General features: G+C 62.7%; 12 protein-coding genes. 11 read left to right on the top strand and 1 reads right to left on the bottom strand.

The genetic code is table 11. The annotated features are described in order from the left end of the window. Positions 1-430 precede the first annotated feature (430 nt). The 11 genes from DWW73_RS00750 (at position 431) to DWW73_RS00700 (ending at position 15,274) form a co-directional block, all read left to right on the top strand. Entirely contained in the window at positions 431-2,680 is a 2,250-nt protein-coding gene (locus DWW73_RS00750) for a DEAD/DEAH box helicase (protein WP_117778487.1), read from the top strand. 376 nt (positions 2,681-3,056) lie between these two features. Continuing rightward, positions 3,057-3,569, top strand: a complete 513-nt coding sequence (locus DWW73_RS00745) for a PTS glucose transporter subunit IIA (RefSeq protein ID WP_158563755.1) — start codon at positions 3,057-3,059, stop codon at positions 3,567-3,569. Positions 3,570-3,587: 18 nt separating this feature from the next. Further along, positions 3,588-4,442, top strand: coding sequence for a PRD domain-containing protein (locus DWW73_RS00740; protein WP_117778637.1), 855 nt, complete (start codon positions 3,588-3,590; stop codon positions 4,440-4,442). A 99-nt stretch (positions 4,443-4,541) separates the two neighbouring features. Beyond that, positions 4,542-6,158, top strand: coding sequence for a PTS transporter subunit EIIC (locus DWW73_RS00735; protein ID WP_117778485.1), 1,617 nt, complete (start codon positions 4,542-4,544; stop codon positions 6,156-6,158). Positions 6,159-6,161: 3 nt separating this feature from the next. After that, positions 6,162-7,544 carry a 6-phospho-alpha-glucosidase gene (locus DWW73_RS00730; RefSeq protein WP_117583957.1) on the top strand — a complete coding sequence of 461 codons (1,383 nt, stop codon included), beginning with the start codon at positions 6,162-6,164 and terminating at the stop codon, positions 7,542-7,544. Positions 7,545-7,799: 255 nt separating this feature from the next. Then, entirely contained in the window at positions 7,800-9,632 is a 1,833-nt protein-coding gene (locus tag DWW73_RS00725) for an NAD(P)-binding protein (RefSeq protein ID WP_117778484.1), read from the top strand. A 50-nt stretch (positions 9,633-9,682) separates the two neighbouring features. After that, the gene (locus tag DWW73_RS00720) at positions 9,683-11,437 is read left to right on the top strand and encodes a [FeFe] hydrogenase, group A (protein WP_117778636.1); all 1,755 of its coding nucleotides are present in this window, start codon (positions 9,683-9,685) and stop codon (positions 11,435-11,437) included. Between the two features lie 2 nt (positions 11,438-11,439). After that, positions 11,440-12,495: an ABC transporter substrate-binding protein gene (locus DWW73_RS00715; protein ID WP_117778483.1), complete on the top strand. Its 1,056-nt coding sequence runs from the start codon at positions 11,440-11,442 to the stop codon at positions 12,493-12,495. 3 nt (positions 12,496-12,498) lie between these two features. Continuing rightward, positions 12,499-13,875: an ATP-binding cassette domain-containing protein gene (locus DWW73_RS00710; protein WP_147343538.1), complete on the top strand. Its 1,377-nt coding sequence runs from the start codon at positions 12,499-12,501 to the stop codon at positions 13,873-13,875. 215 nt (positions 13,876-14,090) lie between these two features. Next, positions 14,091-14,312 carry a hypothetical protein gene (locus DWW73_RS00705; protein ID WP_117778481.1) on the top strand — a complete coding sequence of 74 codons (222 nt, stop codon included), beginning with the start codon at positions 14,091-14,093 and terminating at the stop codon, positions 14,310-14,312. Between the two features lie 50 nt (positions 14,313-14,362). Further along, on the top strand, positions 14,363-15,274 hold the full coding sequence (locus DWW73_RS00700; RefSeq protein ID WP_158563754.1) for a CPBP family intramembrane glutamic endopeptidase: 912 nt from the start codon (positions 14,363-14,365) through the stop codon (positions 15,272-15,274). Here DWW73_RS00700 and DWW73_RS00695 read toward each other — a convergent pair. Beyond that, positions 15,271-17,409 carry a YgiQ family radical SAM protein gene (locus DWW73_RS00695; RefSeq protein ID WP_233509075.1) on the bottom strand — a complete coding sequence of 713 codons (2,139 nt, stop codon included), beginning with the start codon at positions 17,407-17,409 and terminating at the stop codon, positions 15,271-15,273. The genes DWW73_RS00700 and DWW73_RS00695 overlap by 4 nt on opposite strands. Positions 17,410-17,491: the final 82 nt, after the last annotated feature.

Raw genomic sequence — 17,491 nt, 5'->3', positions numbered from 1 at the left:
GCTGCTCAATCGTTGGCCGTCTCTGCCAAACATCTCGATCTGTAACATCTAGCGGGAAAAATGACCTCTAACTGTTACAGATCGAGATTTTGTTTTGTGAGGTTTGAGTTTGTCTCGATCTGTAACGTGTAGACCCGGTTTTGTCTCGTAACTGTTACAGATTGAGACAATCGGCCCAGACCCGCCTCGTCATCTGTGGTTTACGTGGGGGCATACGGAGTGCGGGTATACTAACCGGCGGCGAATCTGCTCCATCGCTTAGAGCTGCTGCGTCTGGACGGCGCGTGATAGGGCCGCCAAAGCGATCGCCAGCGTGCTGAGCAACGTCCTCTCTGTGCGCACCTGTTTTGTATGTATTAGCGCACTACCAAGCACGCCCGCGCGGCCGCATGCCGTGTCCATTGCGCGTGCAGATAAGGAATAACAACATATGCGTAATTCTGTATCCGACGTCACCGACGCCGAGATTCTGGACGAGACCCGCGAGGCCATGACTCAGGCTGCCTTCGACGCGGCCGACGAGGCCAATGCCGCCGAGGCCGTTGAGTCCGCTACCGAGAGCCTGCCCGCCTTTGACGAGCTGGGCCTTTCCGACGAGATGCTTCGTGCCATCGAGAACCTGGGTTACACGGCGCCCACGCCCGTGCAGGCCGGTTCGATTCCCGTGGTGCTCGAGGGTCGCGACCTGCTTGCCGCCGCTCAGACCGGCACCGGCAAGACGGCCGCCTTCTTGCTGCCGACCATGAACAATCTGGAACACATCGCTCCTCCCAAACCCGTGCGCGAGCGCGGCAGCCGCAACCGCCGTCGCGGTGCCAAGAAGCCCGAGGGCAACGGCCGCGGCCCTGTGATGCTCGTCATTACCCCCACGCGCGAGCTTGCCCAGCAGATCGACGAGGTTGCGAGCAAAATCGCCGACGTCACCGGCCATGTCGCCGTGACCGTCGTGGGCGGCGTGAGCTACAAGCCGCAGACCGCGGCGCTCAAGTATGGCTGCGACATCCTGGTCGCCACGCCGGGCCGTCTGGTCGACCTGATCGAGCAGGGCGCCTGCCACCTGAACGAGGTCAAGGTGCTGGTGCTCGACGAGGCCGACCGCATGCTCGACATGGGCTTTTTGCCCGCCGTTCGCCGTATTGTGCGCGAGACGCCGGCCGAGCGCCAGACGCTGCTGTTCTCGGCCACGCTCGACGAGGAGGCTGTGGGCGAGATCACCGACCTGGTGAGCGACCCGGCACGCGTGGAGATCGCGCCCGCTACGTCGACCGCCGACACTGTCGACCAGTTTGTGTTCCCGGTGTCCATCGAGGCCAAGAACAACCTGCTGCCCGAGTTCCTCAAAAAGGAAGGCCCGGAGCGCACTATTGTCTTTATGCGCACCAAGCACCGCGCCGACAGCTGCTGCCGTCGTCTGGAGCGTAAGGGCATCAAGGCCGCCGCGATTCACGGCAACCGCAGCCAGGCGCAGCGCGAGCGCGCGCTTTCGGCCTTCCGCGACGGCACCGTCGACGTACTGGTGGCGACCGACGTGCTCGCCCGCGGCATCGACATCAGCGACGTGCGCTACGTCGTGAACTTTGATGTGCCGGCCGAGCCGACCGACTACATCCACCGCATTGGTCGCACGGGCCGCGCCGGCGAGCTGGGCTGGGCCATTACGTTTGTGACCGAGCAGGATGTGGACGAGTTCTACGAGATCGAGAAGCTCATGGACAAGACCGCCGACATTTACGAGGCCGGTGACCTGCACGTTGGTCCCAACCCGCCTGCCGTCGATCCCGAGCGCGACCCTGCTGCCTTTAAGTTGAAGAAGAAGACCAAGCGCGGCAAGTCCAAGAGCAAGAAGAAGCTTGAGCAGGCACGTCGCGACGGCAAGCGCAACGGCGATGACTACGGCGATGTGGCCGGTCGTTCCAACCGCGGCCGCGACGAGCGTCGTGGCGACAGCGAGCGTCCGAGCCGTCCCAAGCGCGGCGGTAAGACCCGCGTGCGCGAGGGCGTTCAGGCTCGCGTGGACGAGGCCGTGGAGAGCGTGGCCCGCGAGATGGCTGCCGAGGAGCGCGGCGGTGCTACTGCCGCCGAGCAGGCCCCGCACGGCAACCGTGCCGAGCGCCGTGCCAAGCAGTTCCAGGGCGAGGCGCATCGCCGTCGCCGCGAGGACGAGGACCGTGGCGGTCGTCGTCGTGTTGAGCGCGAGGACGAGGGCCGTGGTTCACGCGGCGGCAAGCGCGGCTCGGGCGATCGTCGTCGTTCCGGTCGCGATGGCGAGCGCGGCGGCCGTGACGAGCGTCGCGGCGGCGAAGGCCGCGGTGAGCGTAGCGCCCACGGCGTTGAATCCCGTGGCGGCAAGCGCTTTGAAGAGCGCGGCGGCCGTGGTGGCGAGCGCCGCGAGGGTGCTCGCGGTAACGGCAGCCGCAGCGGCGCTGGCCGTTCTAACGAGTCGCGCGATCGTCGCGATCCGCGTGCCAGCCGCGATCGTCGCGATGACTGGCGCAACTACGACGATACCCGCGAGGATCGTCGCGGCGGCTACCGTGGCGGCCGCGGCGGTAACCAGGCCGGCTCCCGTGGCGGCCGCGCCGGCGGTCGCGATAACCGTGGCAGCTATGGTAACAGCCGCGGCGGCAAGCGCGGCGGCAGCTCCCGTCGCCCCGGCGACGGCGGCGGCAAGCGCAAGTAGCATACGCGTCGCCCGCTAGAGCGAGGTGAGCCAAGGGCCCCGAGCAACTACGCTCGGGGCCCTTTTTGGTGCAAGGGGGTCAGGTTACTTTGCACCACCCCTTTGCACCAGAGCGAGGAGTGTCCCTGGGTGCCGGCAGAAAAGGAACGTCCCCAAGTGCTGCCTAAATACCGTTTATCGGAGAATAAATACCGTTCACCGGTCATAATGATTGTTCTGGCTTTGGGCTTGTCTACAATAGCTCCCGTAAAAAGAAATGCGGAAGGTTACCGAGTCCCTCGGACGTGGGCCTAACCAAAGTCTTTGAACGGGTGTGTCTCTATGGACGCATTCGCTTGATTTTGGTTGGGCTATATTTATGAAGGGACATGCCACCATGGGTTTCTTTTCTCGCCTGATGGGCGGTTCGGATGAGCAGAAGACTGCAACCTCCGAGTTCGAAATCCTCGCTCCTGTTTCCGGCGAGCTTGTTCACCTAGAAAAAACCAATGATCCCGCTTTTAGCAGCCGTGCCGTGGGCGATGGCGTTGCCGTGGTTCCTCAAGAGGGAACGGTGTGCGCTCCTGTTTCCGGCACCGTCGCGGCGCTGTTTCCGACTGAGCACGCGCTGGGCATCATGTCCGACGACAGCTCTGCTCAGGTGATGCTGCATATCGGAATCGACACTGTTAAACTTGAGGGCAAGGGCTTCCATGCGCTTGTTGCCCAGGGTGACCATGTCGACGCGGGCCAGCCCCTCGTCGAGGTCGATTTTGACGCGGTCCGCGCCGCCGGCTTCGATCCCACGGTCTTCGTTATCGTGTGCGAGCGCTCGGAGAACTCGACTCTTCGTGAGCATGCTTCCGGCCCTGTTGCTGTTAAAGAGCCTGTCGTCTGGCTTTCCGAGTAAATTCTTGTGGTGGGTACCGTGGTTATCAAGCGAGTTTTCAACAATAACGTCGCAATGGTCACTTCGGACGATGGCTCCGAGCTCATCGTCATCGGCCGAGGCCTCTGCTTTGGCCGCCATGCCGGCGACGCTATCGATGAGGCATCGGTCGAAAAGACCTATGCGCTGCAGGAGGGCACTTCTCAGGATTCGCGCACGATTGACCGCTTGGCACATCTTTTGGAGTCCATCCCCACCGTCAACCTCGTGATTGCCGAGGACATTGTTCAGATGCTCCGTCGAGAGCTCAATGTTGATATCAACGACAAGATTCTCATTGCTCTCGCAGACCATATCAGCCTCGCCCTCGAGCGCGAGCGCAAGGGCGTTCCCTGTGAGAATCCGTTGCTGCTCGAGATCCAGCAGTTCTATCGCAAGGAGTACGCGCTTGCGGGCCGTGCGCTGCAGATTATCAAGGAGTATATGGGCATCCAGATGAGCGAAGAAGAGCAGGGTTTTATTACGCTGCATATCGTCAACGCCACCATGCCGCAGCGCTCTGACCGTCTGATTGTTTCGGTCCAGCTTGTTCGCGACGTGCTCGCGATTGTTTCCGAGCACTATGCCACGACCCTTGACGTCACCTCGTTGCCGTACGAGCGTTTCGTTCGCCATCTGCAGTTTTTTGCGCAGCGAGCGCTCGATCCCGCGGCGGGGCAGGTCAATGGCGACGCGCTGTTCCGTATCGATGAAACGGCGTATCCGAGGGCGTTCTCGTGCGCGGAGTCAATTGCCGACCAGTTGGCGTCTACCTATAACGTTGTCGTTACCGATGCCGAGAAGAGTTATCTCGCATATCACATTGTTAACCTGCTTGGAGAACCTGGTCTCTAGGCATAACGTGCCCACACATCGATTGATATAAGGCAAGGCTCACGGTCTTGTCTAGGGCACACCTATCTCAATTTGCGGAAAAGGAAGGGGAGTACCGCTATGACCGCAAAAAAGAAGTTCAATTTCAAAGCGCCGTTGGAGGTGTTCGCGAAGTCGATCGTTCAGCCGATGATGTATCTCTCGGTTGCCGGCATCCTGCTCATCGTGGGCATTATTCTGACCAACAAGACCATCTGCGCCGTGATTCCTGTGCTGGGCTCCGGTCCGTTCCAGCTTGTGGGCGCTGTTGTCTATCAGTCGCTGATGTTTATCATCAACAACCTCTCGATTCTGTTCTGCGTGGGCATCGCCGGCGCCATGGCAAAGAAGAACAAGGGCCATGCTTCGCTGATCGCCCTGATGTCGTTCTTCCTGTTCCTGCAGGCCAATAACATCGTGCTCAACGCCACCGGCTCTCTTGCCGAAGCGAGCGGCATGCTCGGCCTTACCGGAACCGGCCAGGCCACCGTTATGGGCATCCAGGTGCTCGATACCGGCGTGTTCGGCGGCATTATCCTGGGCTGCATCACCGGTGCCGTGTTCAACAAGTACTCGAACAAGCAGTTCCCCATTGCTCTTTCGATGTTCTCGGGCGTTCGCTTCCCGTTCCTGATCATGATCATCATCTCCTGGATCATGGGCGCTGGCTTCTGCATCGTTTGGCCTCCGGTTCAGGGTGCCATCTCCTCCGTTGCCGGCATCATTAAGGAGTCGGGCAACATCGGTCTGTTCATCTACGGCATGCTCAACAAGCTGCTCGTTCCCACCGGTCTGCACCACCTCATCTACACCCCGTTCCAGTTCTCCGATGTGGGCGGCACCCTTACGCTGGGTGATCAGGTTATCGCCGGCGCCTATCCCATCCGTGTCGCCGAGATGGCAATGACGGGCCAGCCCTTCTCCGATAGCACCTACTTCAACAGCTACACCTTCAACAACCTGTGGCCCTACATCGGTATCGGTCTCGCCTTTATCTTCACCGCCTACAAGCAGAACAAGGATAAGACCAAGGCCGTTATCATCCCGCTGATCATCACCGCTGTGCTCTCCTGCGTGACCGAGCCCATGGACTTCCTCTTTGTCTTTGCCGCTCCTGTGCTCTTTGTCGTTCACTCGGTTCTGTCCGGCATCTTCCTGGTCCTGCTCAAGGTCCTCTCCGTGCCCGCTTCGACTGCAGGCGGCATCATCAACATCGTGGTCTCCAACCTGGTCCTCGGTGTCGATAAGACCAACTGGCCGGTTATGCTGGTGCTTGGAGTCGTCAACGCCGCTCTGTACTTCTTCCTCTTCACCTTCCTTATTAAGAAGCTCAACCTCCACACGCCTGGTCGCGAGGAGGAGTCCGAGCTTGCTGAGTCCGTTGCCGAGGGCGAGGCCGCCGCGTCTGTCGCGGTGAAGCAGGGCGCTGTTGCCGCGGCCCCCGCAGAGGGCGTCGATGCAGGTATTGCCGACCTGGTCGCAGGTCTTGGTGGCAAGGACAACATCGAGGAGCTCGAGAACTGCTTTACGCGTCTCCGCGTGAACGTTAAGAACCCGGACCTCATCAATGAGGACCTTATCAACCACGTGCCCAACAGCGGCATCAACCGCAATGGCAACAATATCCAGATCATCTTTGGCATGAAAGTTGCCGAGATGCGTGACAAGGTCGAAAACGCAATTGAGAAGGAGCAGTAAACAATGATCATTACTCTGTGTGGTGGCGGATCCACCTTTACCCCCGGCATCGTCAAGTCCATCGCCCTGCGCAAGGACGAGCTCGATGTTGACGAGATTCGTCTGTACGACATCAACGAGGAGCGCCAGCGCAAGATCGGCGTGCTCGTGGACTGGATTTTGCACGAGGACCTCGGCCTGGACATCAAGCTCACGGTGACCACCGATAAGGAGACCGCCTTTACCGACGCGAGCTTCGTGTTTGCCCAGATGCGCGTGGGCGGCTACGCCATGCGCGAGCAGGACGAGAAGATTCCGCTGCGCCACGGCTGCGTGGGTCAGGAGACCTGCGGTTGCGGCGGCCTTGCCTACGGCATGCGCACCATCTTCCCCATGGTCGAGCTGATCGATGACGTTGAGAAGTATGCCAAGAAGGACTACTGGATTCTTAACTACTCCAACCCTGCCGCCATCGTCTCCGAGGGCTGCCGCGTCCTGCGTCCCAACGCTCGCATCATCAACATCTGCGACATGCCGATCGCGATTATCGACGTGGTTTGCGCCGCGCTCGATATCGACAAGAAGGATGTCGAGTACGATTACTTTGGTCTCAACCACTTTGGTTGGTTCACCTCGATCCGCCACAAGGGCGAGGAGGTGCTCCCGCAGCTGCGCGAGTACATCAAGGAGCATGAGATTCTGCTGCCCGATTCCTACCTCAAGGGCATGAGCTCGCTGATGTCCAAGAAGCCTGAGGAGGCCACCGACGAGCACCCCGAGCAGAACCGCCACACCAAGGGCAGCTGGTACTACGTCTGGAAGGGCGAGTACGAGATCATGGAGTGCTTCCCGGAGTACCTGCCCAACACGTATCTGAACTACTACCTGCAGCAGAAGGAGTTCGTCGAGCATTCCAACCCCGAGCGCACCCGTGCTAACGAGGTTGAGGAAACGCGCGAGAAGAACCTCTTCGACGGCATCGACCATTACGAGAAGACGGGCGAGATCGACGAGAGCACGTTCTATGCGGGCAGCCACGGCGACTGGATTGCCGACCTGGCCATCGCTCTGAAGAACGATACCAAGCAGCGCTTCCTGGTCATTTGCGAGAACAAGGGCGCTATCCCTAACATGCCTTACGACGCCATGGTCGAGCTGCCTGCCTACATTGGCAAGAACGGCCCCGAGGTCATCAGCCGCGACAACATTCCTCTGTTCCAGCAGGGCCTCATGATGCAGCAGCTGAACTCCGAGAAGCTCGTGGTCGAGGCTACGATCGAGGGTTCGTACGAGAAGGCACTCAAGGCCTTTACGCTCAACAAGACCGTGCCTTCGATGAAGGTCGCCAAGGAGGTTCTCGACGACATGATCGAGGCCAACAAGGGTTACTGGCCCGAGCTTAAGTAAAAGCAACAGGGTCGCTGACCGCATACCTAGAGCAATGCCCCGTCCACGTGATTGCGTGGACGGGGCATTGTCATTGGTAACGCGTTTTATCAAATATGGCATTTATCTGCGGAAATGCTCGTTTTCACCGCTAAGGACGACGTTTCATACCGCCTGCCGAACCGTGTCGCTGCCAAACAATTTTATAGGTCAGTGTTGTGCGTGTAGCAACTTCGCTCGGTCTCGCCTCCGGGCTGCCATGTGAGAGGGGATCTTATGGCTCGACTGCACGTAATGGAACGCAGCCACGCTCAGGCCGTCATGGACGACCTGCACGATGCGCTCGGACGCCGTCTGGCGGTGAGTTCGCTCGCCCCGTGTCCCGTTGAGTTTACGGCAGCGCTCGTTAACCTGTGCTCCACCCAGAGCTGCGGCAAGTGCACACCCTGCCGTGTGGGCCTGAGCGCGCTGAGCGACCTGCTCGCCGATGTGCTCGAAGGGCGCGCCGACGAGTCCACGCTCAACTTGATTGAGCGCACGGCCCGCACCATCTACCTTTCGAGCGACTGCGCCATCGGCTACGAAGCTGGCGCCATGGCACTCACGGCCATTCGCGGCTTCCGCGACGATTTTGAGCATCACATCCGCGAGCACTCCTGCGGCTTTGACCGCGAGGCCCGCGTCCCGTGCGTTTCGGGCTGCCCGGCGCACGTCGACATTCCCGGGTACATTTCGCTGGTCGAGGCCGGCCGCTATGCCGACGCCGTCAAGGTCATCCGCAAGAACAATCCGCTGCCGCTCGTCTGCGGCCTGGTGTGCGAGCATCCCTGCGAGATGCACTGCCGCCGTGGCATGGTCGACGACCCCATGAACATCCTCGCCCTCAAGCGTTTTGCCGTCGAGCACAGTGACCTCAACGACCACAAGCCCCATGTAGTGGACAACACCGGCAAGCGCGTCGCCGTGATCGGCGGCGGCCCGGCCGGCCTTTCCTGTGCCTACTACCTGGCCGTGATGGGCCATAAGGTGACCATCTTTGAGCAGCGCCACCACCTGGGCGGCATGCTGCGCTACGGCATTCCCAGCTACCGTCTGCCGCGCGAGCGCCTGCAGGCCGAGATCGACTGGATCTTGAGCGCCGGCATCGACGTGGAACTCGACCACTCCGTCAACGGCGAGGAGCTTGCCCGCCTGCGCGACGAGTTCGATGCCGTCTACCTCGCCATTGGCGCCCACAGCGATAAGAAGCTCGGCCTTCCGGGCGAAGAGGCGCTCGGCGTGGAGTCGGCCGTCAAGATGCTGCGCGCCATCGGTGACGACGAGCTGCCCGACCTGAGCGGCCAGCGCGTGTGCGTCATCGGCGGCGGCAACGTGGCCATGGACGTGGCGCGCTCTGCCGTGCGCTGCGGTGCCGAAAAGGTGAGCATTGTCTACCGCCGCCGCATCTGCGATATGACGGCTCAGGACGCCGAGATTGCCGGTGCCCAGGCCGAGGGCTGCGAGGTTCTGGAGCTGACGGCGCCGCTCGCCATCGAGACGGGCGAGGACGGTCGCGTGAGCGGCCTGCGCGTGCAGCCGCAGATTATCGGCGAGCCCCGTCGCGGTCGTCCGGCCCCGCGTGCCGCCGCGACGCCCGAGCGCGTCATTCCCTGCGAGCGCGTGTTCGTGGCCATTGGCCAGGACATCGATTCCAAGCCGTTTGAGGACATGGGCATCGTCTGCAAGTGGGGTCGCGTCGTCACCGATTCGGATGGCGCCGTGCCCAACTTCGACGGCCTCTTTAGCGGCGGCGACTGCCAGACCGGTCCCGCCACCGTCATCCGGGCCATCAACGCCGGCCGCGTTGCTTCGGCAAATATCGACCGCTACCTGGGCTTCGACCACAAGATCAAGCTCGACGTTGAGCTGCCGACCGTGCAGTTTAAGGGCAAGCACGAGTGCGGCCGCTGCGAGCTGGGCGAGCGCGAGGCCGGCGAGCGCATCCGCGATTGGAATCTGGTCGAGCAGGGCCTTACCGAGGAAGAGGCACGCCAGGAGGCAAGCCGCTGCCTGCGTTGCGACCACTTTGGCTTTGGCGCGTTCCGCGGAGGGAGGAACCTGGAATGGTAGAGCCCAACAAAACCACTGTCAGCGACAACACCGAAAGCGGAGCACTCAACATGGTCAAGCTCACGATCGATAACTGCGAGGTCGTGGTGCCCGAGCACACCACGATCCTGGATGCGGCCAAGTCCGTCGGCATCCAGATTCCCACCCTGTGCTATCTGCGCGATCTGAACGAGATCGGCGGCTGCCGTGTGTGCGTGGTCGAGGTTGAGGGCTGCGACCAGCTGGTTGCCGCCTGCAACAACTACGTACTCGACGGCATGGTGGTCCACACCAACAGCCCCAAGGCCCGCGAGGCGCGTCGCACCAACGTGCAGCTGCTGCTGTCCCAGCACGACTCGCGCTGTACGAGCTGCGTGCGCAGCGGTAACTGCAACCTGCAGACCATCGCCAACGACCTGGGCATTTTCTATCTGCCGTATCAAAGGCATTTGGCGGGCGAGGGCTGGGACTTCGATTTCCCCATCATCCGCGAAAACGACAAGTGCATTAAATGCATGCGCTGCATCAAGGTGTGCGAGAACGTGCAAGGCCTAGGGATTTGGGACCTGACCAGCCGAGCCACGCACACCGCCGTGGGTACCCGCGGGCGCGCGCCCATCGGCAAGACTGATTGTGTCGCATGCGGCCAGTGCATCACGCATTGCCCGACGGGCGCGCTGCGCGAGCGCGACGACACCGAGACCGTGTTTGATGCTCTCGCCGATCCCGATAAGATCGTGCTGGTGCAGATAGCGCCGGCCGTGCGCACCGCCTGGGGTGAGGAGCTCGGTATTCCGCGCGAGGATGCCACCGTTGAGCGCCTGGCCTGCGCGCTGCGCCGCGTGGGCTTTGAGTACGTGTTCGACACCGATTTCTCGGCCGACCTCACCATTATGGAGGAGGGCTCCGAGCTGATCGAGCGCCTGGGCGCCGCCGCCAAGGGCGAGGGCGATAGCCGCGGCTGGCCCATGTTCACGAGCTGCTGCCCGGGCTGGGTGCGCTTTGTGAAGGCACGTTACCCCGAGTTTGTCGACAGCCTGTCCACGTCAAAGTCGCCGCAGCAGATGTTCGGCGCCATCGCCAAGACCTACTACGCCAAGGTGCTGGGCGTGGAGCCCGAGCGCCTGTTTGTGGTGTCCGTGATGCCGTGCACGGCCAAAAAGGCCGAGTGCGCGCTGCCGAGCATGGTGGGCGAGGACGGTGCGCCCGACGTGGACGTTGCACTGACGGTGCGCGAGATGGTACGCATGATCCGCGCGAGCCACGTGAGCGTCGACACACTGGTCGAGGAGCCGCTCGATACGCCGCTGGGCTTTGGCACGGGCGCGGGCGTGATTTTTGGCGCCACGGGCGGCGTGATGGAGGCCGCCGTGCGCTCGGCGTATTACCTGGTGACGGGTAAGAACCCCAATGCAGATTTCTTTACCGACGTGCGCGGGCTCGATGGCTGGAAGGAGGCCGTTGCCGATATCGATGGCACCAAAGTGCGTGTCGCCGTGGCACACGGATTGGGCAACGCGGCACGTCTGCTTGACGCGATTCGCGACGGCCGTGTGAGCTACGACTTCGTCGAGGTCATGGCGTGTCCGGGCGGTTGCGTCGGTGGCGGTGGTCAGCCCATCCATGACGGCTGCGAGCTGGCGGAAGAGCGCGGCCAGGTGCTCTGGGGCCTCGATGCGGCGGCCGACATTCGCTTCTCGCACGAGAACCCCGATGTTCGGGCGTGCTACCGCGAGTTTTTGGGTGCGCCGCTCTCGCCGCTGGCCGAGGAGCTGTTGCACGCTGACCACCACGCCTGGACGATGCCTAACGAAGGGATGTGCTAACGATGCGCGCGTTTGAATTTGAGCTTTCGCGCCGAGGGTTTGCCTCGGCGCTTGCCGCGGGCGTGCTGTCGCTTGCGTTGGCTGGCTGCAGCGGCGGGGCTGCGGGGGCGGGCTCCTCTGCGGGCTCTGCCGGGTCTGCGCCGAGCGGCGCTGCCGCCGAGTCGGTCGAGGTGCACGTCGCCTCGCTCAAGGGGCCGACGTCGATCGGTCTGGTGCAGTTTATGGACCAGGCGGCGCGTGGCGAGACGGATAACGAGTTCGACTTTGCGATCAGCGCCGCTGCCGACGAGATCGTGCCCAAGGTCATTCAGGGCGATGTCGATATTGCCCTGGTGCCCGCCAACGTGGCGAGCGTGCTCTACAACAAGACCGAGGGCGCGGTGCAGGTCATCGACATCAATACGCTCGGCGTGCTGAGCGTGGTGACGGGCGACGCGGGCGTGACCTCGTTTGCCGACCTGGCGGGTCGCACCGTCTATATGACGGGCAAGGGCACCACGCCGGAGTACGTCATGAACTATCTGCTGGAGCGCGCAGGTCTGACTGGCCAGGTGGCGCTTGAGTTTAAGAGCGAACCCGCCGAGGTGCTGTCGGCCCTGCTTGCCGACCCGTCCGCCGTGGGCGTGCTACCGGAGCCATTCAAGACCGCTGCCATCGCCAAGAGCGAGGGCAAGCTGTCGGCACCGGTGAGCCTGACCGATGTGTGGGACGAGCTCGCGGGTGACACGGGCTCCCGTTTGCTGACGGGCGTGACCGTGGTGCGCCGTGCCTTTGCCGAGGAGCATCCCGAGGCTGTGGCGGAGTTCTTAAGCTGCCATGCGGCGAGCGTTGAGGCCGTAAACGCGGCACCGGCGGACTGGGCTCAGGCGGTGGTCGATGCGGGTATCGTCGATAACGCCTCGATTGCCGAAAAGGCGATTCCCGGGTGCATGCTCGTGTGCCAGACGGGGAAAGATATGAAGGCGGCGCTCGGTGGGTACCTGCAGGTGCTGGCCGATGCGGACGCGAGTGCCGTGGGCGGTAAGCTCCCGGCTGACGATTTTTACTACATGGAGTAGCCCGTGCGTGCGTTTGCTCGACACATGACTGAGCGTGCGAAGGCGGTGGCGGCAGTGGGTGCCGTCGCCGCCTTTTGGCTTGCCGTGTGGATCTTTGCGGCGTCGCTGGTGGCGCAGCCGCTGATCTTGCCGGGGCCGGGTGCTGTTGCCTTGGCGCTTCTGCGCCTGGTGTGCGATGGCGGTACCTGGGCGATTTTGGCGGGCTCGGGCGCGCGGATACTGGGCGGGCTGGCGCTTGCCGCGGTGTGTGTTGGTGTGCTTGCCGGGATTTCGTCACGTTCGCGGGCGTTTGCGCACCTGGTGGCTCCGGCGCTGTCGTTTGTAAAGGCGACACCGGTCGCCTGCGTGGTGGTCCTGTTGCTAATCTGGCTGGGGTCGGCGCGCGTGAGCATCGCGGCAGTCTTTTTGATGGCGCTGCCGGGCGTGTATTTTTCGCTGGCCGAGGGCTTGGCACAGGTGAATAAACCGCTGGAGCAGATGTTCCGTCTGCATGGCGTGCGCGGCTGGCGACTGTTTTGCGCCCATACCTGGCGCGAAGTCCTGCCGTTTGTGCTTTCGTGTGCGCGTGCCGTGATTGGCATGAGCTGGAAGGCCGGCGTGGCAGCCGAGCTCATCGGCATGGCGGTGGGCACCGTGGGTGAGCGCATCTATCAGGCGAAGCTTTTGATCGAGACGGCTGATCTGCTGGCGTGGACCGTGCTGGTCGTTGCCGCCTCGTGGGCGTGTGAGCGCGTGCTGGTGTGGCTGCTGCGGGTTTCGGGACCCGTGGCGTGGCGCGTGGCCGTGCGTGCGCATGGGCGCGGCGCTCGCGGGCGTGCGAGGGCTGCCGGGGGCGGCGCTGCGGCGGAGCTTGCGCTCGCCGTGGGCGAGCGGGTGCCCTGGGCTCCGGCGCTCGATGGACTGACACTCCGTGTGCCCGCCGGTGGGCGCGCCTGCGTGATGGGCGCCTCGGGTGTGGGCAAGTCGACGTTGCTTGCGCTGGCTGCGGGGGAGTGCGCGCCGTGCTCCATGGTGTTTCAGGACGTGCGCTTGGTTGAGGACGTTTCGGCTTTGGAAAACGTGCTGGTGTGCGCCGACGCGCGCGTGGACGCCTCGGGTGCCGCGGCCCTGCTGCGCCTGTTGGTGCCGGGGGTCGATTTGCATGCTCGCGTGGCCGAGCTCTCGGGTGGGCAACGTCGTCGCGTCGAGATCGCCCGAGCCCTGCTGTGCCCAGGCGACGCGGTGATTCTGGACGAGCCCTTTACCGGTCTAGATACCGCTGCGCGCGACGCATGCGCCGAGGTCGTGCTCGACTTGCTCGACGGTCGCATGCTGTTGCTTGCTACGCACGATGCCGTCGACGCTCAGGTCCTCAATATCTCGGACATCATCACGCTCTAAATACTAACTCAGCAACAAAATGATCCGTTTTCCTCCGTCCCCATGGGGTCGGGTGTGGTATTCTATCTGTGGGGTAATACTTAGAAATACCAAGTAATACCAACGCCGCAGAAACAAACTCCGGATGCGGGCCAATCGGGTTGCCTTCACAGCCCGTCGCCCAGCCGCGTGGCCCGCATCTATCCGCACCACCGTCGTTTCAAAAAGGAAGCGCCATGGCAGAACACATGACCCCGGTTGTCGCGAAGGTCTTGCCCGAGGAGAAGGCAGCCTTCGCGGCGGCAACCCAGCTCGTGGGCACCACGCCGTCCAACGCCATCCGCATGTTTATCGCCGCGTTCAATCGCTGCGGCACCTTCCCGTTCGACATCTCGCCCAACGGGGCCTTTGGCAAAGACTGTCCCCAACGGCTGGTCGTTGAAGAACGTCCCCAATGACTAGTCGTTGGGGACGTTCTTATATGACTACCCGTCGGGAGGAGGTTGGCATGCTCAATGCGCTGGTTTGGGCGCTTGCCTGTTTTGGCGTCGTCGCTGCCGATATCGCTCTGAGCGTGGTTTTGTTCTCCGCTCTGGGCGTCGCATCGGTTTTCATGGGCTTTTCGATTGACGACCTCGATATTCAATTGCTTCAGGCTGCCGCGCAGATGGCGTCGTTTTTGATGGCGCTGCTGTGGTGGCGTTATCTGTGGCCGCGCTCGTTTATGACGCGCTGGCAGGGCGAGCGCCCGCTTGGCGGGGGAGCAGGCAAAGCATGGAGGCGCATCGCCTGCGTTATCGTGATCGGCCTTGCCCTGCAGGTGGTCGTTGGCTACGTGACCGACGCCGTGCTGTCGCTGTTGCCCGAGGTCGCGGCCGACTACAGTGAACTTGTCGAGGAAACAGGCATGGGCGACACGAGCTACCTGGCCGTCCTGACCACGGTGCTCGGCGCTCCGTTTTGCGAGGAGTTGCTGGTGCGCGGCATCATTTTTGAGTTTTCGCTCCGAGCATTTAACCCGCAGTGCCGTCCGCTCTGGAAGCGCCGGCGTCGTGCGGGTGCGCAGGACGGCGCCATGGTGCCTTGGGCGGCCCCGAGCACGTGGGGTATCGCCGCGGCAATTGTGCTGCAGGCGGCGGTCTTTGGCTTTATGCATATGAACTGGGTGCAGGGCTGCTACGCCGGCGCCGCCGGTCTGGTCTTTGGCTGGGTGCTCGTGACCACCGGAAAGCTCCGCTACACGATTCTGCTGCACTTTGCCTTTAACGCCGGGTCGTACCTCATGGGCCTGCTGTGGTTTGTGAACACGCCGCTCGACGTGATAATCACGGTCGCGATCGCCGGCGTGATCCTGGTGGAGGCAATGCGCTCGCTGCGCCAAGCGTGTGGGATGGACGCAGCGAGTGCACCACTTCGCTAGTTGCGGCGACCGCCTCCGTTGGCACCCTGACGCCCCTGAGCTGCGCGGTTGCGGCCTGCGGTGTTCTGCGCGCGCGACATGCCGCCGTGACCCTTGCTGCCCTTAGGCCCCTTGCCAGCGCCGGCGTCACCGTGCGGCTTGCCGCCCTTCTTGCCGGTGCCATGCCCACCGCCAGCAGACGTCTCGCCCGGGCGCGGCGGTACGGGACGGATCAGGCAATGCTTGGTGTAGCCGATCAGGTCACGACGCCCGGCTTTTTCCAGCGCCTCGCGCACGAGCTTGTAGTTCTCGGGCTTGCGATACTGGATGAGCGCGCGCTGCATGGCCTTCTCGTGCGGGTCGCGCGCTACATAGATCGGCTCCATGGTGCGCGGGTCCACGCCGGTGTAGTACATGCAGGTCGACATGGTGGACGGGGTGGGGTAGAAGTCCTGCACCTGCTCGGGCATGTAGCCCATGTCGCGCACAGCCTCGGCAAGCTCCACCGCTTCCTTCATCGTCGAGCCGGGGTGGCTCGAGATCAGGTACGGAACCACGTACTGCTTGAGTCCGTATTCACGGTTCAAGCGCTCAAATTTGCGACAGAACGCGTCGTAGACGGCGCGGCTCGGCTTGCCCATCACGGAGAGCACCGCGTCGCTCACATGCTCGGGCGCCACGCGTAGCTGGCCCGAGACATGGTGCTCCAGCAGCTCGCGCAAAAACTCGTCCGAGGCATCAGCCATGGTGTAGTCAAAACGGATGCCGCTGCGGACGAAGACCTTCTTGACGCCCGGCAGCTGGCGCAGGTCGCGCAGCAGCTGCGTGTAGCCGCTCTCGTCGACCACCATGTTCTTACACACGCTCGGCCATAGGCAGCGCTTGTTCTTGCACACGCCATGTTTGAGCTGCTTGTCGCAGGCCGGGCGGCTAAAGTTGGCCGTCGGTCCGCCCACATCGTTGATGTAGCCCTTAAACTCGGGGTCGTGTGTGAGCAGCTCGGCCTCGCGCATGATCGAGTCGTGGCTGCGCATCTGCAGCACGCGGCCCTGGTGGAAGGTCAGCGCGCAAAACGAGCACTCACCAAAGCACCCGCGGTTGGAGCTGATTGAAAACTTGATCTCGGCAAAAGCCGGCACGCCGCCCGCTGCGTCGTAATCGGGATGCCAATCGCGTGCGTAGGGGAGTTCGGCCACCTCGTCCATCTCGTCGGTGGTAAGCGTCGCGGACGGCGGGTTCTGCACCACATAGACGCTGTTGGGGTAGGGTTCTACCAGGCGATGCCCGGTGATGGGGTCCATGTTCTGCTGCTGCACGTTAAAGCTGCGCGCGTAGTTGAGCTTATCGGCGGCAAGGTCGTCCCAGCTGGGCAGCAGGTCGTAGTCGTAGACCTCGTCGAGCGAGCTGGTGCGGTAGACGGTGCCGTTGATATAGGTGATCTGATCGATGGGCAGGCCCGCGTCGAGCGCATCGGCGATCTCGACGATCGCGTGCTCGCCCATGCCGTAGATGAGGATGTCGGCGCCCGAATCGAGCAGCACCGAGCGCTTGAGCTTATCCTGCCAGTAGTCGTAGTGGGCCAGGCGGCGCAGACTCGCCTCGATGCCGCCGATGATGATGGGGGCGTCCTTGAACGTCTGGCGGATGAGGTTGCCGTAGACCGTGACGGCACGATTGGGGCGGTGCCCCTCCTCGCCACCGGGGGTATAGGCGTCGGTGTGGCGGCGGTGCTTGGTCACCGAATAGTGGTTGACCATGGAGTCCATGTTGCCGGCACTGACGAGAAAGCCCAGGCGCGGCTCGCCGAGCACCGTGATGCTGGCGGGGTCGGTCCAGTCGGGCTGGCAGATGATGCCCACTTTGTAGCCGTGCGCGTCGAGTACGCGGCTGACGATGGCCATACCAAAGCTAGGGTGGTCCACGTAGGCGTCGCCGCAAATGTAGACAAAGTCGCACTGGTCCCAGCCGCGCGCATCCATGTCGGCGCGGCTGACGGGGAGGAACTTGTCGCGGCCCGGACGCCAGGGGCGTGAGGGCGCTGCCTGGGCATGAGTGGCGTGGCCACCCTGGGCCTTGCCGCCACGCTTTTGCTGCTGGCCGCGCTGGGCATGCTTGCCGTGCTGGTTGTGCTGAGCGTCCTGGGGCTTTTTTGCCACGATTCCTCCCGTTGTTAGTATGCTGCACGTAATTGTAACCAGTCTTTTTGGGACGGGGCTAAAAAGACTGGTGGAGTACATG

This window comes from Collinsella sp. AF16-8, from assembly GCF_003462695.1.
GTDB lineage: Bacteria > Actinomycetota > Coriobacteriia > Coriobacteriales > Coriobacteriaceae > Collinsella.
This window is presented reverse-complemented; position numbering and strand designations above follow the sequence as displayed.

Coding starts and splice junctions, on each gene's coding strand:
- DWW73_RS00750 (WP_117778487.1), top strand. CDS start 431: ATGCGTAATTCTGTATCCGACGTCACCGACGCCGAGATTCTGGACGAG.
- DWW73_RS00745 (WP_158563755.1), top strand. CDS start 3,057: ATGGGTTTCTTTTCTCGCCTGATGGGCGGTTCGGATGAGCAGAAGACT.
- DWW73_RS00735 (WP_117778485.1), top strand. CDS start 4,542: ATGACCGCAAAAAAGAAGTTCAATTTCAAAGCGCCGTTGGAGGTGTTC.
- DWW73_RS00730 (WP_117583957.1), top strand. CDS start 6,162: ATGATCATTACTCTGTGTGGTGGCGGATCCACCTTTACCCCCGGCATC.
- DWW73_RS00725 (WP_117778484.1), top strand. CDS start 7,800: ATGGCTCGACTGCACGTAATGGAACGCAGCCACGCTCAGGCCGTCATG.
- DWW73_RS00720 (WP_117778636.1), top strand. CDS start 9,683: ATGGTCAAGCTCACGATCGATAACTGCGAGGTCGTGGTGCCCGAGCAC.
- DWW73_RS00715 (WP_117778483.1), top strand. CDS start 11,440: ATGCGCGCGTTTGAATTTGAGCTTTCGCGCCGAGGGTTTGCCTCGGCG.
- DWW73_RS00705 (WP_117778481.1), top strand. CDS start 14,091: ATGGCAGAACACATGACCCCGGTTGTCGCGAAGGTCTTGCCCGAGGAG.
- DWW73_RS00700 (WP_158563754.1), top strand. CDS start 14,363: ATGCTCAATGCGCTGGTTTGGGCGCTTGCCTGTTTTGGCGTCGTCGCT.